This is a genomic window from Micromonospora sp. NBC_01740 (assembly GCF_035920365.1).
GTDB classification, from domain to species: domain Bacteria; phylum Actinomycetota; class Actinomycetes; order Mycobacteriales; family Micromonosporaceae; genus Micromonospora; species Micromonospora reichwaldensis.
Genome location: NZ_CP109150.1, coordinates 4,127,836 through 4,143,191 on the forward strand (window position 1 = coordinate 4,127,836; position 15,356 = coordinate 4,143,191).

A 15,356-nucleotide genomic window follows, 5' to 3' on the forward strand; every position below is an offset into this window, starting at 1 on the left:
TGGCGGCTCGATAGTGGTATCGATCCCAGAGTGCGAAGGATGTGCACGTCACGGTGACCGGCTCCCTGCCCGCTGCGGTCGCAGCCCCCACGCCACTGCGCAACGCGGCCGGTCAGACGGTCGGCTCGGCGCCCGGAACGGTCGACGTCGTCTGGGCCGACGGTCGGACCGAACCGGCCGCCGACGGGCCGTTCACGGCCACCCTCGACTGGGCGCCGCCGTCGGCCACCGGGCGGCGCGACGTCCGGCTGACCGTCGAGTACCGGGGCGACGCGGTGGTGGACGCGGGAATCCGGTACCGGGTCGACCTCGCCGCCGACCCCGACCCGCCGTGGTGGCTGCTGCCCGGCGCGTTCTACGGGGAGAACCGGCCGGCGGACTGCCTGCGGGTGTATCCCCGGTTCGCGGTCGACGGCACCGACCACGCCGGCATGGTGAGCGACCACTGGGAGTTCCGGGCCGACCGGGCGGCCACCCCGGCGGTGTTCGGCTGGGCCGGGGAGGGCGGCGTCGCCCTGGTCGCCGACGAGACCACCGCCCTCGGCATGACCGGGCTGGGGTTCGGGCACGACGCCGGGCGCGGCCGCGGACACCTGCACCTGACGTTTCCGTTCCGGGAGGCGCCGGTCAGCTACGACGGATCCGCGGCACCAGGGCCGGCCGAGGTCAGCACGTACGCCTGGCACCCGGGCGAGCGGGTGGAACTGGACCTCGCCGTCTACGCGCTGGACCGGGACCGGCACGGCTACGCGGCCGTGCTGCGCGAGGAGCACGCCCGCCAGGCCGCCGACGCCCCGCTGCGGCCCTGGGTCGACGTCACGCAGGCCGCCGTGCTGGCCGCCGAGGGGTTGCGCCGGTGGCACTACGCCGAGCCCGGCGTCCTGCTGGAGACCGTCGCGTTCGACCGGGGCATCAGCGGCCAGGACGGGCTGCCCGTGGACCGGCAGGCCATGCACGTGGGCTGGGTCAGCGGCATCCCGTGGGCGTACGCCCTGCTGGCCCACGGACGGCGGGTCGGCGCGACGGCCGACGTCGCGGCCGCGGAACGGGTCATCGACTTCTGCTGCGCCGAGCTGTCTCCGTCCGGCACCTTCTGGGGCGTCTGGTACCGCCACCGGGGCTGGTCGCAGAGCTGGTCACCGGTGCCGCACACGCTGCACTCGCGCACCCTCGCCGAGGCGACGCAGTTCCTCGTCCGGGCCCTGGAGCTCGACGGCGACCCGGAGGGCTCGCGGCCGGCGTGGGTCCACGCGGTCCGGTCCAACCTTGACGCGGTCGTCGCCCGGCAGCGGCCGGACGGCAACCTCGGCTCGACCCACCACGCGCTGACCGGTGAGGTGCTCTCCTGGGCCGGCTGCGCGGGACTGGCCTGGGTGGGCGCGCTGGCCGAGGCCGCCCGCTGGGACGGACCGGACGGCGCCGGGGGCGGGTACCTGGCCGCCGCCGTCCGGGCCGGGGAGTACTACGCGCCGTTCGTCGAGAGCGAGTTCCTGCACGGCGCGCCGGAGGACGTGGACCTGGCCCCCACCTCGGAGGACGGCTACGTCGCCGTGATGGCGTACCTGGCGCTGCACCGCCGCACCGGCGAGCGGCGCTGGCTGGACCTCGCCCGCCGCGCCGCCGACTGGACGCTGACCTTCCGGTACACGTACAACACCACGTTCCCGGCCGGCACCCTGCTGCACACCTACCGCTTCGCGACCCGGGGGGCCGACAACGCCTCGCCCTCCAACCAGCACCTGCACGCGTACGGGCTGATCTGCACGGCCGAGTTCGCGGAACTCTCCGCCGCCTGCGGCGACCCGCACTACGTCGAGCGTGCGCGCGAGGCGCTGGCCTGCTTCCGCCAGTTCGTCGCGCGCTTCGACGGCGACTTCAACGCGTACCGGGGGATGGTGAGCGAGCGGTACTACCAGACCGCCTGCTTCCAGCCGAAGGGCATGCTGCTGACGCTGTCGCACGCGTGGAGCGTGGGGGTGCTGCTGCTCGGCTGCGAGCAGGCACTGGCCGACCCCACCCTCCTGGTCCCGCCCCGCTGACCCCGGCCCGGACGCGGAGCGCGGGGGAGGGGTCAGCGGGGGAGCGGTCCCGAGCGCCGGGGCTCAGCCGCCCTCACGGCGGCGTTGGTTCGGGGCCAGCCGCTCGGCCGGCATCGTCGCGTCGGAGGACTCGCGGTCGGGCTCGGTGCTGCGCCGCCCGCCCGGCGCCGCCGGGATCGCCGACTCCGTGACCGACCCGGGCGACGCCTCGGCGAGGTCCCACTCGATGAGGTCGACCTCCCGGACGGCGCCCCCGTCGACCGGCACCCGGAAGGTGCGCAGCTGGCTGGGACCGAAGTCGGCCTCGATGGCCCGCCCGAGCACCGGCAGGTCGATGCGGACCCGGCCCGGCCGGCCGGTGGTCTCCACCGCCCGGACGACCAGGTCCGGGGCGGATCCGCCGTCCTCGTGGCCCTTCACGGCGGTCACCATCACCTGGTCACCGCCGTCGGACAGGTAGCTCTGCTGGGCGGGCAGCGGACCCCGGTGGAAGCTCTCCAACATGGCCCGGACCGGCGCGCCCAGCTCGGCCGCCCGCCGGAACAGGCCGGCCTGCCGCCAGTCGCCCCCGTGCGGCACGAGCAGGTAGCGGAAGGACTGGATCCCCTGATCCTGGTACGAGTAGAAGCCGTCCGGATCGAGCTGGCGCGGATCGTGCCAGGAGTAGACGGGGCTGCGGACGGCCGTGATGCCGATGCTCGGGGTGTCCCCGTCGGGATCGCCGGGCGAGACGTCGTACCCGTGCTTGGCGTTGTTGACCACCGCGAGCCCGGCGGGCCGGCCGTCCACCGTGCCGCTGACGTCCACCCACGACTGGGCGGGGTTCTCCCCGCCGTCGACCGGCTGCCCGATGGACCCGAACGGGATCTCGTAGGTGGCGACCGGGTCGCTCACAGCCGTCGGGAAGCAGAGCTTGAGCAGGTGGGCCTGCTCCCGCCAGTCGAGGGTCACCCGGACCTCGACGTGGTCGTCGCGGTGCCCGAGGATGAACTCCTCCACCATCGTGGAACGGTTCCATGCCCGCTCCACCCGCAGCCGGGCGCGCAGCGGCCCCGCCTCGCGCAGGGTGACGCGGCTGGTCCGCATGGGAGCCCCGGGCCACCGGTACGAGACGACCCGGTGGCCCCAGGTGTCCGTCGGGTCCTGGCAGATCTGGGTGTGCTCGCCCCGGGCGCCGGCCACCAGGTCCACCCCGGTCCGCTTGTCGAGCAGCCCGCGCAGCCATCCCGTCTCCGGGTCGATCTCCACCCGGAGCAGGTCGTTCTCCAGGACCGTGTCGGTGGCCCGCAGGTTGCCCGCCTGCCGCTCACCGGCCTGCGTGTCCGCCGGCGCGGCACCGGACCGCAGCCGGTAGAGCCGGTAGCCCAGCGGCGGCAGTACCGCCTCGAACACCGTCGCCCCGCGTCCCTTGTCGTCGGTGGTGGCCACCGACTGGGTCCGCTGGGCGAGCGTCAGGCGGTCGTCGGCGTCCACCACGTGCACCCCGGTGGGCTGGGTGCCGTACTGGAGTTCCACCTGCGCCGTCACCGGCCACGCGTGGGGATTGAAGACCAGGACGGGCTGGGTGCCCTCGGCCAGCGGGATGTCGACGTGCCGGGCGATCACGTTGTGCGTACGCGTGATGATCCGCTTGGCGACCGCCACCGCCTCGCCGAGCTGGTCGCGGGCGTCGTCGTACGCGCTCTCGATCGCGGAGCCGGGCAGGACGTCGTGGAACTGGTTGAACAGGATCTGCCGCCAAGCCCGGCCGAGGTCGTCGGTGGGGTAGTCCAGCCCGAACAGCGTCGAGCCGAGCACCGCCCACCGCTCCGCGGACAGGATCGCGGCCTGCGCGCGGCGCTGCCAGAGCTTGATCCCGGAATGCGCCGAGTAGCAGCCCGGGGCGTGCATCTGCAGGTCGTCCCGCCAGACCGGCAGCTTCGCCAGCCCCTCCTCGCCCTGGTTCTTGGCGAACTCGTCGAAGTAGCGGGCCGGCGAGGAGATGACCATCCGGCCGAACGAGCCCATCCGGTCGTAGCGGTGGATGGACTCGATGTTGGCCCGGGTGGGCCCGCCGCCGTGGTTCCCGACGCCGAAGTAGATCATCATGTCGCCCAGGCCGTGGTCGAGCACGCCGAGCGACTTGTCGGTCTGCCCCGCCACGTCACCCGGCGGGCTGCAGTACTCGAACGGGATCCGGTAGGCGAGCACGCGGGAACCGTCGGGCGACTCCCACCAGAAGGCGGTGCCGGTCAGGTGGGACTCGTGCGGGCCGGGCCGCAGGAAGCAGTACGCGTGCATGCCCTGGCCGCGCAGGATCTGCGGCAGCATGCCGTGGTGCCCGAACGGGTCGACGTTCATGCCGACCGTGGCGGTGACCCCGAACTTCTCCTTGAGATAGCGCTGGCCGTACAGCCCCTGCCGGACGAACGACTCGCCCGAGGGCATGTTGCAGTCCGGCTCCACCCACCAGCCGCCGACCATCTGCCAGCGGCCCTCGGCGACCCGTTCCCGGATCCGGGCGAACAGTTCGGGGTCGGACTCCTCCACCCAGCTCAGCAGCACCACCTGGTTGCAGGTGAACACGAAGTCCGGATACTCCTCCATCCGGTGGATCGCCGACCAGAAGGTGGCCCGGGTCTCCTGGTAGCCCTCCTGCCACGGCCACAGCCAGACCGGATCGAGGTGGGCGTTGCCGATCATGTGCAGGGTGCGTTGCGGCGTCGCCGCCGGGCGGCGCGCGGGGTGCAGGCCGGGCGGCTGGTCGCCGGAGGGGGCGTTGGCGACCGGCGCCGTCGGGCGTCCGGTGGTGGCCTCCGCCGCCGTCCGCTGCCGGGGCGGCTCCGCCGTCGGGCCCGACGGCGGTTCCATCGGCGTGGTGCCGGTGCCGTCGCGGTGGCCGGGCTCGGTCACGCCGTGGGCTCCTCGCCGGCGGCCCACGCGTCGACCATCTCGCTGATCACGTGCAACATCAGGGTGTGCATCTCCTGGATCCGCTGGGTGCTCTTGCTGGGCACGAGCAGGGCGTGGTCGGCGTGGATGCGGGCCGGACCGCCGTCGCCGCCGGCGAACAGCACCGTCGTCGCGCCGCCGGCCTGCCCGGCGGCGAGGGCCGCCACGACGTTGGGGGACCGCCCCGAGGTGGTGAAGGCGATGACCACGTCGTCCGGGCGGGCGAGCGCGCGCACCTGGCGGGAGAAGACGTCCTCGTACGAGTAGTCGTTGGCGATACAGGTCATCACGCTGGCGTCGGTGCTCAGGGTCACCGCGGGCAGTGGCCTGCGGTCGCGCTTGTAGTGGCCGATGAGCTCGCCGGCGAGGTGCTGCGCGTCCGCGGCGCTGCCACCGTTGCCGAGGGTGTAGACGACGCCGCCGCGGGCGAGCCGGTCGCAGACGAGCGCGCCCACCGTCCGGATGTCGTCGGCCAGCGTGGTGGTCGCCTCGGCGACGGCCACGTGGTCGTCCAGTTGGGTCTTCAACCAGTCAGACATGTGCTCGCTCCACTCGCAGGTTCCGGGTCAGCCCGCCGGCCGGATCGGCCTCGGCGAGCAGGTCGTGGCCGATGGCTCCGGCGCCCACCACGCAGACCAGGTCGCCGAGTTCGGCCGGGACGACGCGGGCGGCGCGGGCGGCCGGCGCCATGGCCTCCCGCGCCACGAGGGCGCGGACCGGGTCGATCAGCATGGCTCCGGCCCGGGTGACGCCGCCGCCCAGCACCACCATGTCGGGTTCGAACGCGTTCACGAGGTCGGTGACCGCCGCACCGAGCAGGTCGACGGTCTCGGTCCACACCCGCACGGCGAGCGGGTCGCCGGCGGCGGCCGCCGCCGAGACGTCCGCGGCGGTCAGCCTGGGCAGCGCCGACATCGACGAGGCCGCGCCACCGGCCAGGGCCTCGCGGGCGCGCTGGGCGATCGACGTGCCGGAGGCGTACGCCTCGACGCAGCCTCGCCGTCCGCAGCCGCATCGCCGGCCGCCCCGGTGCACGGTCAGGTGCCCGAACTCCCCGCCGTTGCCGGCGGCGCCGCGGTGCGGGGTGCCGTTGATGACGGCGCCGCCGCCGACTCCGGTCGAGACGGTCAGGTAGAGCATGGTGGTGGTGCCCCGGCCGGCGCCGAACCGGTATTCGGCGATGGCGCCGACGGTTGCGTCGTTCTGCAGCGCGAACGGCACCCCGAACGCGTCCGCCGCGAGCGGCCCGATGGGCACGTCCGTCCAGCCGGGCAGGTGCGGTGGCGACAGCAGCCTGCCGGACGGCGCGTCCAACGGTCCGCCGCAGGCGATGCCCACCGCCCGGACGGGGCCGACGCCGGCGAGTTCGACGGCGCGGCGGCCCATCTCGAAGAGCCGCCGTGTCACGACGCGCCAGCCGTCCTCCCGGCGGGTGGGCTCCACCACCAGGCCGTGGCTGGAGCCGTCGGCCGTCACCACGCCCACGGCCAGCTTCGTGCCGCCGATGTCGAGGGCCAGAACCGGGCCCGGGCTGCCGGCGGGCGGCAGGGCGAACGGGTCAGGGTCGGTCATGGGAGTCCTCTCGGTCGGCCCCGGGGGGTGGTGCAGCGGGATGCCTGCGGGGTCTCCCGGGGCGGCCGTCGGAAGGCCGGCGGTCTATGGGATCGATCCCAGACAGAGCCTAGGAGTGAGCCCGGACATCGTCAAGCGAGGGCAGCCGGGTGGTGCTACGGCGCGTGGGCGGGATGCGGCGGCACGTGTTCGTCAGCAGTGCCGGGTGACGGAGCCGGCGCGTGCGCGCCGGTGCGGTCGGGCCGGCGCGTCGCCGCCCCGGTCAGCGCGTCCGGGGTGGGGCCGTCGAGCCGCGGGAGGTGACCGTGGCCGAGAGCAGCACGGTCCGCACCGGCGCGTGTGGCGACTGGATGCGCTCGAAGAGCTGGGAGATGGCCGCCTCGCCGAGGGCCACCGGATCCTGCGCCACGGCGGTCACGCCGGGCTGGACCAGGCTCATCCACGAGACGTCGTCGAACGACACCAGGCTGAGCTGATCGGGGATGGTGAGGTTGAGTTCGGTCGCGGCCCGCCACACGGCCTCGGCCAGGACGTTGTTGGCGGCGAACACGGCGGTCGGCGGCTCCGGCCGGCTGAGCAGCTTGTGTGCCTCGATCCGGGCGGCGTCGACGTCCCAGCCGGCGCTGACCACCAGCGAGTCGTCGAAGGGCACGCCGGCCGCCGCGAACGCCGCCCGGTAGCCGGCGAGCCGGTCCCGGCCGGTGGTCCAGTGCATCTCGTCGATCACCATCGCGATGCGCCGGTGGCCGAGGTCCAGCAGCTGCGAGGTGACCTGCCGGGCGGCACTGCTGTTGTCGACCATCACGGCGTCGCAGGCGCCCAGCGAGAACTGGCGGTCCACCTCCACCACCGGGATCCGCTGCCGCGCCAGGTAGGTGCTGATCTCCGCCGACACAGGGGTGACGATGACCCCGGCCACCCGCAGGGCCACGAACGCCTCGGCCGCCTCCGCCTCGACCTCCGGGGAACCGCCGTCGTCGGCCAGCATCATCGTGTACTGCCGCTTGCGGGCCTGCTGGCTGATGCCGGCCGCGAGCCCGGCGTAGAACGGGTTGTTCAGGTCCGACACCAGCACGCCGATCGACTGGCTGGCCTGCTGCCGCAGGTGCCGGGCGGTCGCGTCGGGCACGTAGCCGAGGCTGCGCGCGACCTCCCGGACCCGGTCGCGCACCGCCGGTGCGACGTACCCGCGACCGGTCAACGCCCGAGAGGCGGTCGACCGGGACACCCCTGCCGTCTCGGCGACCTCCCTGATGGTAGGCCGACGTGCCGGAGGGAACCCGTCGGGCACCGTCAGCCCACTCTTCATTCGGCCACCCGTCCCGCTTCCGTCACGTCGACCCAGCTTCTGTCACGTCCACCAGTGCCTCCGCGTGCTGACCCAGGTGGAGATCGCCGATGCTCACATCGACGGCCATCCGGGCCCGTCGTCGCGCCGGCCCTGTCAGCGTCACCTCGACCTCTATCTCCCCCCGCCCGAGCGGGGGCAACGAGATCGCCGCGACGTCCGGCACAGCGACCCAGCCTACCGGCAGCACAAGACATACCACGGCTTTCTCGACGGAGGGTCGTGGGTTGCTCACGCTGACGACGAAGCGGGCGACCGTGCCAGTCTGCGCCCGCGAGTAGTACGGCGCAATTCGGGCGAGTACGCCGTCCGCGACGACCTCGCCCTCGTCCAGCGGCAGCAGGTCCTGGTGGACCCGGACGAGTTCGTCGCCCGCCTCGGTCAACAGCTCCAGGTAGTCGTCGGTGACCCAGCGCGGCGCCCAGTGCCCCGAGACCATCAGCCCCGGGCCGACCCGGCGGTACAGCTCGGCGCTCGCCCGGTAGTCGCCGATGCGGAAGCGGTTGCGGTACTGGTAGTTCAGGACCTCGCGGGGGCCGCCCCGCACTCCCGAGCCGACCTGTTGGTCGCTGGTGACCAGCACGGTCACCCCGTCCACCACGAACTCGTACGCCGCCGCGTAGAGGGTGTGGCCGGGCAGTTCGTGGACCATGATCTCGTACTCGTGCCAGGTGAAGATCTCGCCCAGGGGGAGCCGCCGGTCCACCGGGATCGGGTCGTACCAGGTGCACGGCAGGTCCTCGACCATGGGCGCCTCGAGGATCCCGGCCACGTTCTCCGGCGCCCAGATCTCGGTGCCCGCCACGTCCCGCAGCAGGTTCATGCCGGCGACGTGGTCGTCGTGGTAGTGGGTCGGCAGGGCCACCTCGATCGACGTGACGCCGTGGTTGCGCCGCAGCGCCGGCAGGGAGGCCAGCCAGGGGCGGCGCGACGCCCGGTCGGTGCCCGAGGGCAGGCCGGTGGTCATGTCGTAGCCGTAGTCGATCACGAGCGCCGCGCCCGTCTCCGACAGCAGGACGTAGCTGCACGAGTTGCTGGTCCGGTTCAGCAGCAGGTGCTCGGTGAGCGCGGTGAACGGGTTGTCCAGCCGGTCCCGCAGGTCCCAGGGGTACGGGCGGCGCGAGTCGACGTACTGGCCCATCCGGGTGGCGAGCAGGCCCAGGGCCGCCCGCGGCTCGTCCATCGGCTCGCCGTGCGAGGGCAGCAGCAGGTCGAGGTCGCGCTCCATGAGCTGGTAGCAGCTCAGCACGGTCATCGCCGGACCCTCGTTGTCGGTGTACGACCACTGCGTGGCGGCCAGCGACCAGACCTTTCCGGGGGCGTAGACCAGGTCACCGGTGAACGCGAGGCGACGGCCGCCGCGCTCGACGAGGTAGGTCACCGACCCGGTGGTGTGGCCGGGCGTGGGCACCACCTCGACGGTGGTTCCCGCGTACGTGCGGCGCCGGTACTCGGGCACCACGTCGTGCACCGGTACCGACTCCAGTAGCGAGAACCTGTCCTGCCGCAGGTTGTAGTCGTTGTGGAGGGTGCGCGCCTGCCACATCCCCTCCGCGTCGGCGAACAGGTCCCGCTCGACCGGCGGCACGTGGATCCGGATGCCCGCGGCCACCGCCAGGGGCAGGCCCTGCCCCTGGTCGCGGTGATGGTGGGTCATCAGGACGTCGGTGATCCGGTCGATCCCCATCTCGGCCAGGTGATCGAGGGCGAGACCGGAGCCGAAGTCGATGGCGAAGGCGGTGCGCGCGGCCGAGGTGCCGTCCCGGCCGGTCACGCCGTCCGGTCCCTCGGACCCTTCCGGCGAGCGCACCACATAGACGTTGCAGGTGTCCCTTACCCGGAAGATGCCGGGCGCAATCTCCGATACGCGCGAGGCGGTCATGTGCGGCATGGTATCGATCCCATAGGCCCTGGGGAAGATTCAGTATTCGCACCAACATAAGCGTTGGTTCATAAGGGAAGGACCTGCTGATAACGTTCCCAGAATGTCGGCTCTCATCCCCTCCCCGGCTGGTCAACCACCCCCCGCCCTGTCCACCCGCGGCACCGTCGAGGGCTTCTACGGCCCGCCCTGGTCGCACGCCGAGCGCATGGCGCACCTGGAGTTCTCCGCCCGCGTCGGCCTGAACGCGTACGTCTACGCCCCGAAGAACGACCCCTACCACCGGGCCCGCTGGCGGCACCGCTACCCGGCACCCGACCTCGCCCGGCTCGCCGAGCTGGCGGAGACCGCCCGAACGCTGGGCGTCCGCTTCACGTACGCGATCAGCCCCGGCCTGTCGATGCGCTTCGCCGAGGAGGTGGACTACCAGGCGCTCGCCGCGAAGGCCGCCCAGTTGCACGACGTCGGGGTGGACTCGTTCGCCCTGTTCTTCGACGACGTACCGGCCGAACTGACCCGGCCCGAGGAGGTCGACCGGTGGCCCGGCGCCGGGGCGGCCGGCGCCGCGCACGGCGAGACGTGCACCCGGTTCGTGGCGGAGTTCCTCGCGCCCCGTGGCATCCGGGAACCGCTGCTGGTCTGCCCCACGGACTACGCCGGGGTCGAGGAGACCGCCTACCGCCGGCGGTTCGCCGCGACCGCCCCGCCGGACGTCGTGGTGGCCTGGACCGGGCACGACATCGTGGTGGGCGAGGTGAGCCGGTCGGACATCGACAAGGCCTCCGCCAGCTACCAGCGCCGCCTGATGCTGTGGGACAACTTCCCGGTCAACGACTTCGAGCCGAGCCGGCTCTTCCTCGGTCCGCTCACCGGGCGCACCACCGAGCTGGCCGGCTCGCCGCTGGTCGGGGTGCTCGCCAATCCGATGATCCAGGCCGTGCCGTCCCGGATCCCGTTGATGTCGGTGGCCGACTGGGCCCGCGAGCCGGATCGTTACGACCCGGCGGCGTCCGGCCGGCGGGCGCTGGACGCGGTGGCCGGGGCCGGAGCGGAGCACCTGGCGCCGCTGGTCGGGGTGTGCGGCTCCTGGCCGCCGAGCGCCGAACCGGACGCCGAACTGGTCCGCGCGGTGGCCGACACCCTCGCCGGGCGGCCGGACGCCGCCGGGGTGCTGACCGGGCGCCTCACCGGGCTGGCCCGGGCGTGCCGCGCGGCGGCCGAGCCGGAGCTCCTGGTGGCGGCCCTGCGCCCGTGGCTCGTCGCGGGCGCCGACATGGCGGCGGCGGGACTGGCGGCCGTCCGCCTGCTGGACACCGCGACCGCCGACGCGGTCGAGGACACCCGGCGGGCCCTCGCGCGGGCCGAGAGCCACTACGCCGACGTCCTGCGCGCGGTCGTCCCGCCGTTCGTGCGGGAGGTGTTGGACCGCACCGTTCAGGCGGATCCGGGACCGGCCGGACAGGCGGAGCGGTACCCGGCCCGTCGGGCCGCTCGCGCCGACGGGCGGCCGGTGGCACTGCTGGTCACCGGCGAGCGCCGCACCGCCGGGGACGAGGCCGTCGCCGCGCTGCTCGGCGAGCGGGGGTACGCGGTGTGCCGGCGGCACGCGCCGGGCCCCGACGAGGTCGCGGCGGCGTCGCTCGTCGTCGTCACCCGGGGCGCCGACGGACCGGCGATCGAGGCGGTCGCCCACGCCGGCGCACCGCTGCTGGCCTGGCACGGCCTCGTCCCGCTCGGGCTCGCCCGGCACAGCGAGGTGCTGCTCGCCCGCGACCGGGTGCGGATCGTGGACCCGGCCGACCCCGCCGCCGCCGGGCTCGACGACGTGGTCACGGTCTACCGGGGACCGGCCAAGCTGACGGTCGCCGAGGTCGGGCCGGACGCGCAGATCGTGGCGCTGGTCGTGGACGAGAACCGCCCGGCCCTGTTCCGCTACCCGCGGGGCGCCCGGCTGGCGGACGGGACCGTCGCACCCGCGCCGCGGGTCGGCGTGTTCCTGGGCGCGGACGGCCTGGCGCCGTGGCTGATGACCGCCGAGGGGAGGGCGCTGGTCGTGGCCGCGCTGGATGCCTGCGCGGCCCCGGGCCGTTCCGCGTCCGCCGCGGGGGAGCGGCCGGGGCCGGCCGCCCACCGGCAGCGCGGGACGTCACAGCCCGAGGATCTGCCCCGCGTCCCGGAGGTGTCGCTGTAGCAGCGGGGTGTCCACCGACTGCACGGGACGGCCGTCGCGCAGCGCCAGCGTGGCGGCCAACCCGGCGACGTGCCCCAGCATCTGGTACTGCACCTCCATCCGGATCGACGAGAACGCCACGTGCGAGGCGGAGACGCAGACCGGGACGATGAGGTTCAGGCAGTCGGCGTAGCGGGGCACCAGCGCGCGGTACGGGATCGGGTACGGCGGCGTGGGCACCGACAGGTAGCCCTCGGTGAACACCATGGCCACCGGCCGGGGATGCTCGGGCACCCACCGCCAGGTCCGCTGCACCTCCCGGACGTCCAGGTGGTACGAGCCCAGGGCGACGACGTCGTGCTGCGGCCGGGCGCCGAGCAGGTCGTGCTCGGTGAGGACGTACTCGCCGAGCATCCGGCGCGCCTCGCGGACGTAGAGCTGGTGCGGCAGGTGCCCGGTGTCGGGGAACTCGTCGGCCGGCAGGCCCCAGCGCCGCAGCTCCCGCCGTACGTTCGCCGGAACGGCCGGGTCGTTGGCCAGGAACCAGAGCAGGTCCTGGGTGTGGTGCAGGTGGCGCAGCCGCAGTTCCTCCCGGCGCACGGGGTCGGCGTCGGGATACTCCCAGGCCGAGCCGTCGAGGACGTTGAGCGAGAACGGGCCGAGCGAGTTGCCGTCGCACTTGCCGTTGGGCAGGTTGGCCTCCAGCCCGAGCAGTGCCCCGGCCGCCGGCTCGAAGCCCTGTCGGCGCCAGTGGTGGAACAGGCGGCGGCCGAGTTCCCAGTGGGCCTCGTCGTAGCCGTCGCGGCGGGAGAACGGGATCCGGTCGGCGTCGGTGGTGAGGCAGACCCGGTAGCCGTACGCCATGACGCCGCCGTCGCCCGTGCCGACCGGGACCAGCGGGCCGGTACGCAGCTGCGGCAGCACGGGGCCCTCGCGGTGGCCCGCCGGATCGTCGGAGAAGGGGGAGATGAACGGGGGCATGGTGTGCCGGCCGGGCAGCAGTTCCTGGCGTCCCGCCCAGCGTTCCCCGTACGACGCGCGGTCCTCCCGGCCCACGGCGTACGGGATCCCGGCGAGCGCGAGGAGGTCTCCCTCGTAGCTCGCGTCGACGAAGACTCCGCCCGCGAACGTGCGGCCGTCGCCGGTGGCCACCTCGACGATCCGACCGTCCCGCAGCCGCGCCGAGCGCACCGCGCTGTCGGTGACCAGCCGGATCCTCGGGTGGTCGAGCCAGCGCTGGAAGATCGCCTCGGCGACCCGCGGCTCGGGGCCCGCGTAGTGGCCCACTGACACGCCGTAGTGCTCCGCGACCTCCCGCCGGAACCGGGCGGCCGGGCCGCCCAGCACCCGCACGTCACCGACGTCCGTGTAGCCGAGTCCGCCGGAGGTCATCCCGCCGACGTGTCGGCCCGGTTCGAGGAGCAGGACGTCGGCGCCCGCGTCCGCGGCCGCGACGGCCGCGCACACGCCGGCCGAGGTGGCGGCGTACACGACCACCTCGGCCGGCGTGCTCATCCGACCTCCAGCGGTCGGCGCGCGGTCGCCGCCGGAGCCTCGCCGGTCGTCTGCCGCCCGGCCCGGTAGTCCCGCCAGGTGCGGGCCACCAGGGCGAGGTCGTCCCCGGTCAGCTCCTCGGCGGAGCGGTCGACGCGTTCGGCGTAGTAGAGCGCCGGCACGCCGAGCCGGCGCTGCGCCTCGACGTACGCGCGCCACTCCGCCCGGTCCGCGATCGGCCACTGGTCGGTGTCGACGAGATGGTCGGGCATCGTCGCCGCGACCACGGCGTGCCGGAAGGCGAGCTGGTCGACGGCCGGGACGACCCCGCCGTCCGGATCGCGTTCGAGGATGTCGTTGAGCCGGATCATGTCGCAGACGTCGCCGAAGCCGGGATGCGGCGTGTGGGTGACGACGAGAGCGTCCGGCTTGACCGCCTTCGCTGCCCGGTACAGCGTCTCCAGCATCCGGTGCAGCGCGGCGATCCCCCACGGGGCGTCGGCCGGGGCTCCCGGTCGCCGCAGCCCCCGACCGGTCGGCGCGCGCTGGGTGAAGTCGATCTTGAAGCCGTCCGCGTCCAGGCCGTCCGGACCGAGCAGCCTGGTCACGATCCGGGCCAGCCGGTCGAGGTACGCGGGGCTGCCGGGGTCGACGGCGACCGGCCGCCCGCCCGGGTCGGTCACGCACTCCGCCGCCGGCAGGCCGGTCGGGTCCCACGCCTTCCACCAGAGCAGCACCCGCTGGCCGGCGGCGTGCCGCTGGTCGATCCAGGACCGCAGGTCGGGCCAGCGGGCCGGGTCCGGCTCGGCGGTGCCGTACGCCAGCTGCCAGCGGTCGTCGATCACCACCGTGCCCGGGACGACGCCGTGTTCCGCGAGCCGGCCGAGCCAGCCGTCGTAGCGGTCCTGGCGGGCCAGGTCGAAGGCGACCGGCAGGCCGTCGGGCACCAGCGCCGGCCCGAGCTCCGACAGGTGGTACGGGTACGACATGGGCTGGCCCGGGATGGGCGCGGCGGCGCACTGCGCGCCCCAGCCGCAGAAGATCGGCTCGGTCCACCAGCCGGCGCGGGGCGTGGCCGCGGCGGCGGGCGCGAAGCCGCGCTCCACCAGGTCCGCCCGGTACGTCGCGAGGCCCTGCCACGGGTCGGCCGCCGGCCGGAGCACGACGGTGGGGCTCTCGAACGACCCGTCGACGCGCGTATGCCCGTCGTAGTCGAGCTCCAGCAGGAAGCCGCCGTCCAGCGGGACGTACCGCAACTCGGTGAAGCGCAGGTCGGCGACGTGGCCCAGCACTCCCGCGGTGAGCCAGCCACCGTCGGGGACGTGGGTGGCGTGCCGGGCGGTCTCCCGCCCGAACGCCAGCAACAGCGGCGGCGGGGAGAAGACGGCGTGCAGCCGTCCGGCCGAGGCGTCGCCGACGACCCCGAGGGCGGCGGCGGTGGAGGCCGGCCGCACCACCTGGACCGGCTCGGTGGGGGTGGGGTTGAACACCGAGGCGAAGTCGGTCGAGGAACGGAAGGTGCCGCACGCCCCGCTCGGCAGGACCGCCCGGCCGCCCAGCAACCGGACGTCGCCGAGCGTGCCGGAGCCGGTGACGCCGACCGACGTCTCGATCCGGTCGGCGAAGCAGCGGAGCCGGACCGACTTGGCCGTCCACGCGGTGCTCCGGCAGGCCAGTTCCACCTCGACGACGTCCTCGCCGTCGTACCGCCCGGCGGACACCACCGGCTCGTCGAAGTCGTACGACTCGTCCGCCAGGTCGACCCGGTCCACCGAGGCCAGCAGGCTCAGCCGGGACCAGATCCGGCCGTCCGCGTCGGCCAGGACGGCGAGCCGCTGCGGCGCGCGTACCTGCAACACGTAGCCGGCAGCCGTGACGGTGTGGGTGCCGGGCCCAGAGGTGAGCTTGATGGGAGTTCTC

9 protein-coding genes are annotated in these 15,356 nt (G+C 74.2%); 2 read left to right on the plus strand and 7 right to left on the minus strand.

Annotated elements, in window-relative coordinates; all coding sequences use genetic code 11:
* Nucleotides 1-53 precede the first annotated feature (53 nt).
* Entirely contained in the window at nt 54-2,039 is a 1,986-nt protein-coding gene (locus tag OG989_RS19140; RefSeq protein ID WP_327027876.1) for a hypothetical protein, read from the plus strand.
* 63 nt (nt 2,040-2,102) lie between these two features.
* Here OG989_RS19140 and OG989_RS19145 read toward each other — a convergent pair whose 3' ends face one another.
* The 5 genes from OG989_RS19145 to OG989_RS19165 all read right to left on the minus strand — a co-directional run bounded on the left by OG989_RS19145 (nt 2,103) and on the right by OG989_RS19165 (nt 9,772).
* Nucleotides 2,103-4,931, minus strand: a complete 2,829-nt coding sequence (locus OG989_RS19145; protein ID WP_327027877.1) for an alpha-mannosidase — start codon at nt 4,929-4,931, stop codon at nt 2,103-2,105.
* Entirely contained in the window at nt 4,928-5,509 is a 582-nt protein-coding gene (locus tag OG989_RS19150) for a D-sedoheptulose-7-phosphate isomerase (RefSeq protein WP_327027879.1), read from the minus strand. The genes OG989_RS19145 and OG989_RS19150 overlap by 4 nt, the downstream gene beginning before the upstream one ends.
* A complete protein-coding gene (locus OG989_RS19155) occupies nt 5,502-6,542 on the minus strand; it encodes an ROK family protein (RefSeq protein WP_151457032.1) in 1,041 nt (346 codons plus the stop codon). Before OG989_RS19155 ends, OG989_RS19150 begins: the two co-directional genes overlap by 8 nt.
* 262 nt (nt 6,543-6,804) lie before the next feature.
* Nucleotides 6,805-7,851, minus strand: a complete 1,047-nt coding sequence (locus tag OG989_RS19160) for a LacI family DNA-binding transcriptional regulator (protein WP_151457031.1) — start codon at nt 7,849-7,851, stop codon at nt 6,805-6,807.
* Nucleotides 7,852-7,873: 22 nt separating this feature from the next.
* On the minus strand, nt 7,874-9,772 hold the full coding sequence (locus tag OG989_RS19165) for an MBL fold metallo-hydrolase (RefSeq protein WP_327027882.1): 1,899 nt from the start codon (nt 9,770-9,772) through the stop codon (nt 7,874-7,876).
* Between the two features lie 103 nt (nt 9,773-9,875).
* Between OG989_RS19165 and OG989_RS19170 the strand changes: the two genes are divergently transcribed.
* Nucleotides 9,876-11,963, plus strand: a complete 2,088-nt coding sequence (locus tag OG989_RS19170) for a protein O-GlcNAcase (protein ID WP_327027884.1) — start codon at nt 9,876-9,878, stop codon at nt 11,961-11,963.
* On the opposite strand, the gene OG989_RS19175 is transcribed toward OG989_RS19170, so the two are convergent.
* Nucleotides 11,919-13,457, minus strand: coding sequence for an FAD-dependent oxidoreductase (locus OG989_RS19175; RefSeq protein WP_327027885.1), 1,539 nt, complete (start codon nt 13,455-13,457; stop codon nt 11,919-11,921). The two genes, OG989_RS19170 and OG989_RS19175, sit on opposite strands and share 45 nt — an antisense overlap.
* Complete coding sequence (locus OG989_RS19180; RefSeq protein WP_327027886.1) at nt 13,454-15,295, minus strand: hypothetical protein; 1,842 nt, start codon at nt 15,293-15,295, stop codon at nt 13,454-13,456. Before OG989_RS19180 ends, OG989_RS19175 begins: the two co-directional genes overlap by 4 nt.
* Nucleotides 15,296-15,356 lie beyond the last annotated feature (61 nt).

Bases quoted from the DNA above. Each gene is read 5' to 3' on its own strand.
- OG989_RS19160 (WP_151457031.1), bottom strand. From the start codon at position 7,851: ATGAAGAGTGGGCTGACGGTGCCCGACGGGTTCCCTCCGGCACGTCGG.
- OG989_RS19170 (WP_327027884.1), top strand. From the start codon at position 9,876: ATGTCGGCTCTCATCCCCTCCCCGGCTGGTCAACCACCCCCCGCCCTG.
- OG989_RS19165 (WP_327027882.1), bottom strand. From the start codon at position 9,772: ATGACCGCCTCGCGCGTATCGGAGATTGCGCCCGGCATCTTCCGGGTA.
- OG989_RS19155 (WP_151457032.1), bottom strand. From the start codon at position 6,542: ATGACCGACCCTGACCCGTTCGCCCTGCCGCCCGCCGGCAGCCCGGGC.
- OG989_RS19150 (WP_327027879.1), bottom strand. From the start codon at position 5,509: ATGTCTGACTGGTTGAAGACCCAACTGGACGACCACGTGGCCGTCGCC.
- OG989_RS19175 (WP_327027885.1), bottom strand. From the start codon at position 13,457: ATGAGCACGCCGGCCGAGGTGGTCGTGTACGCCGCCACCTCGGCCGGC.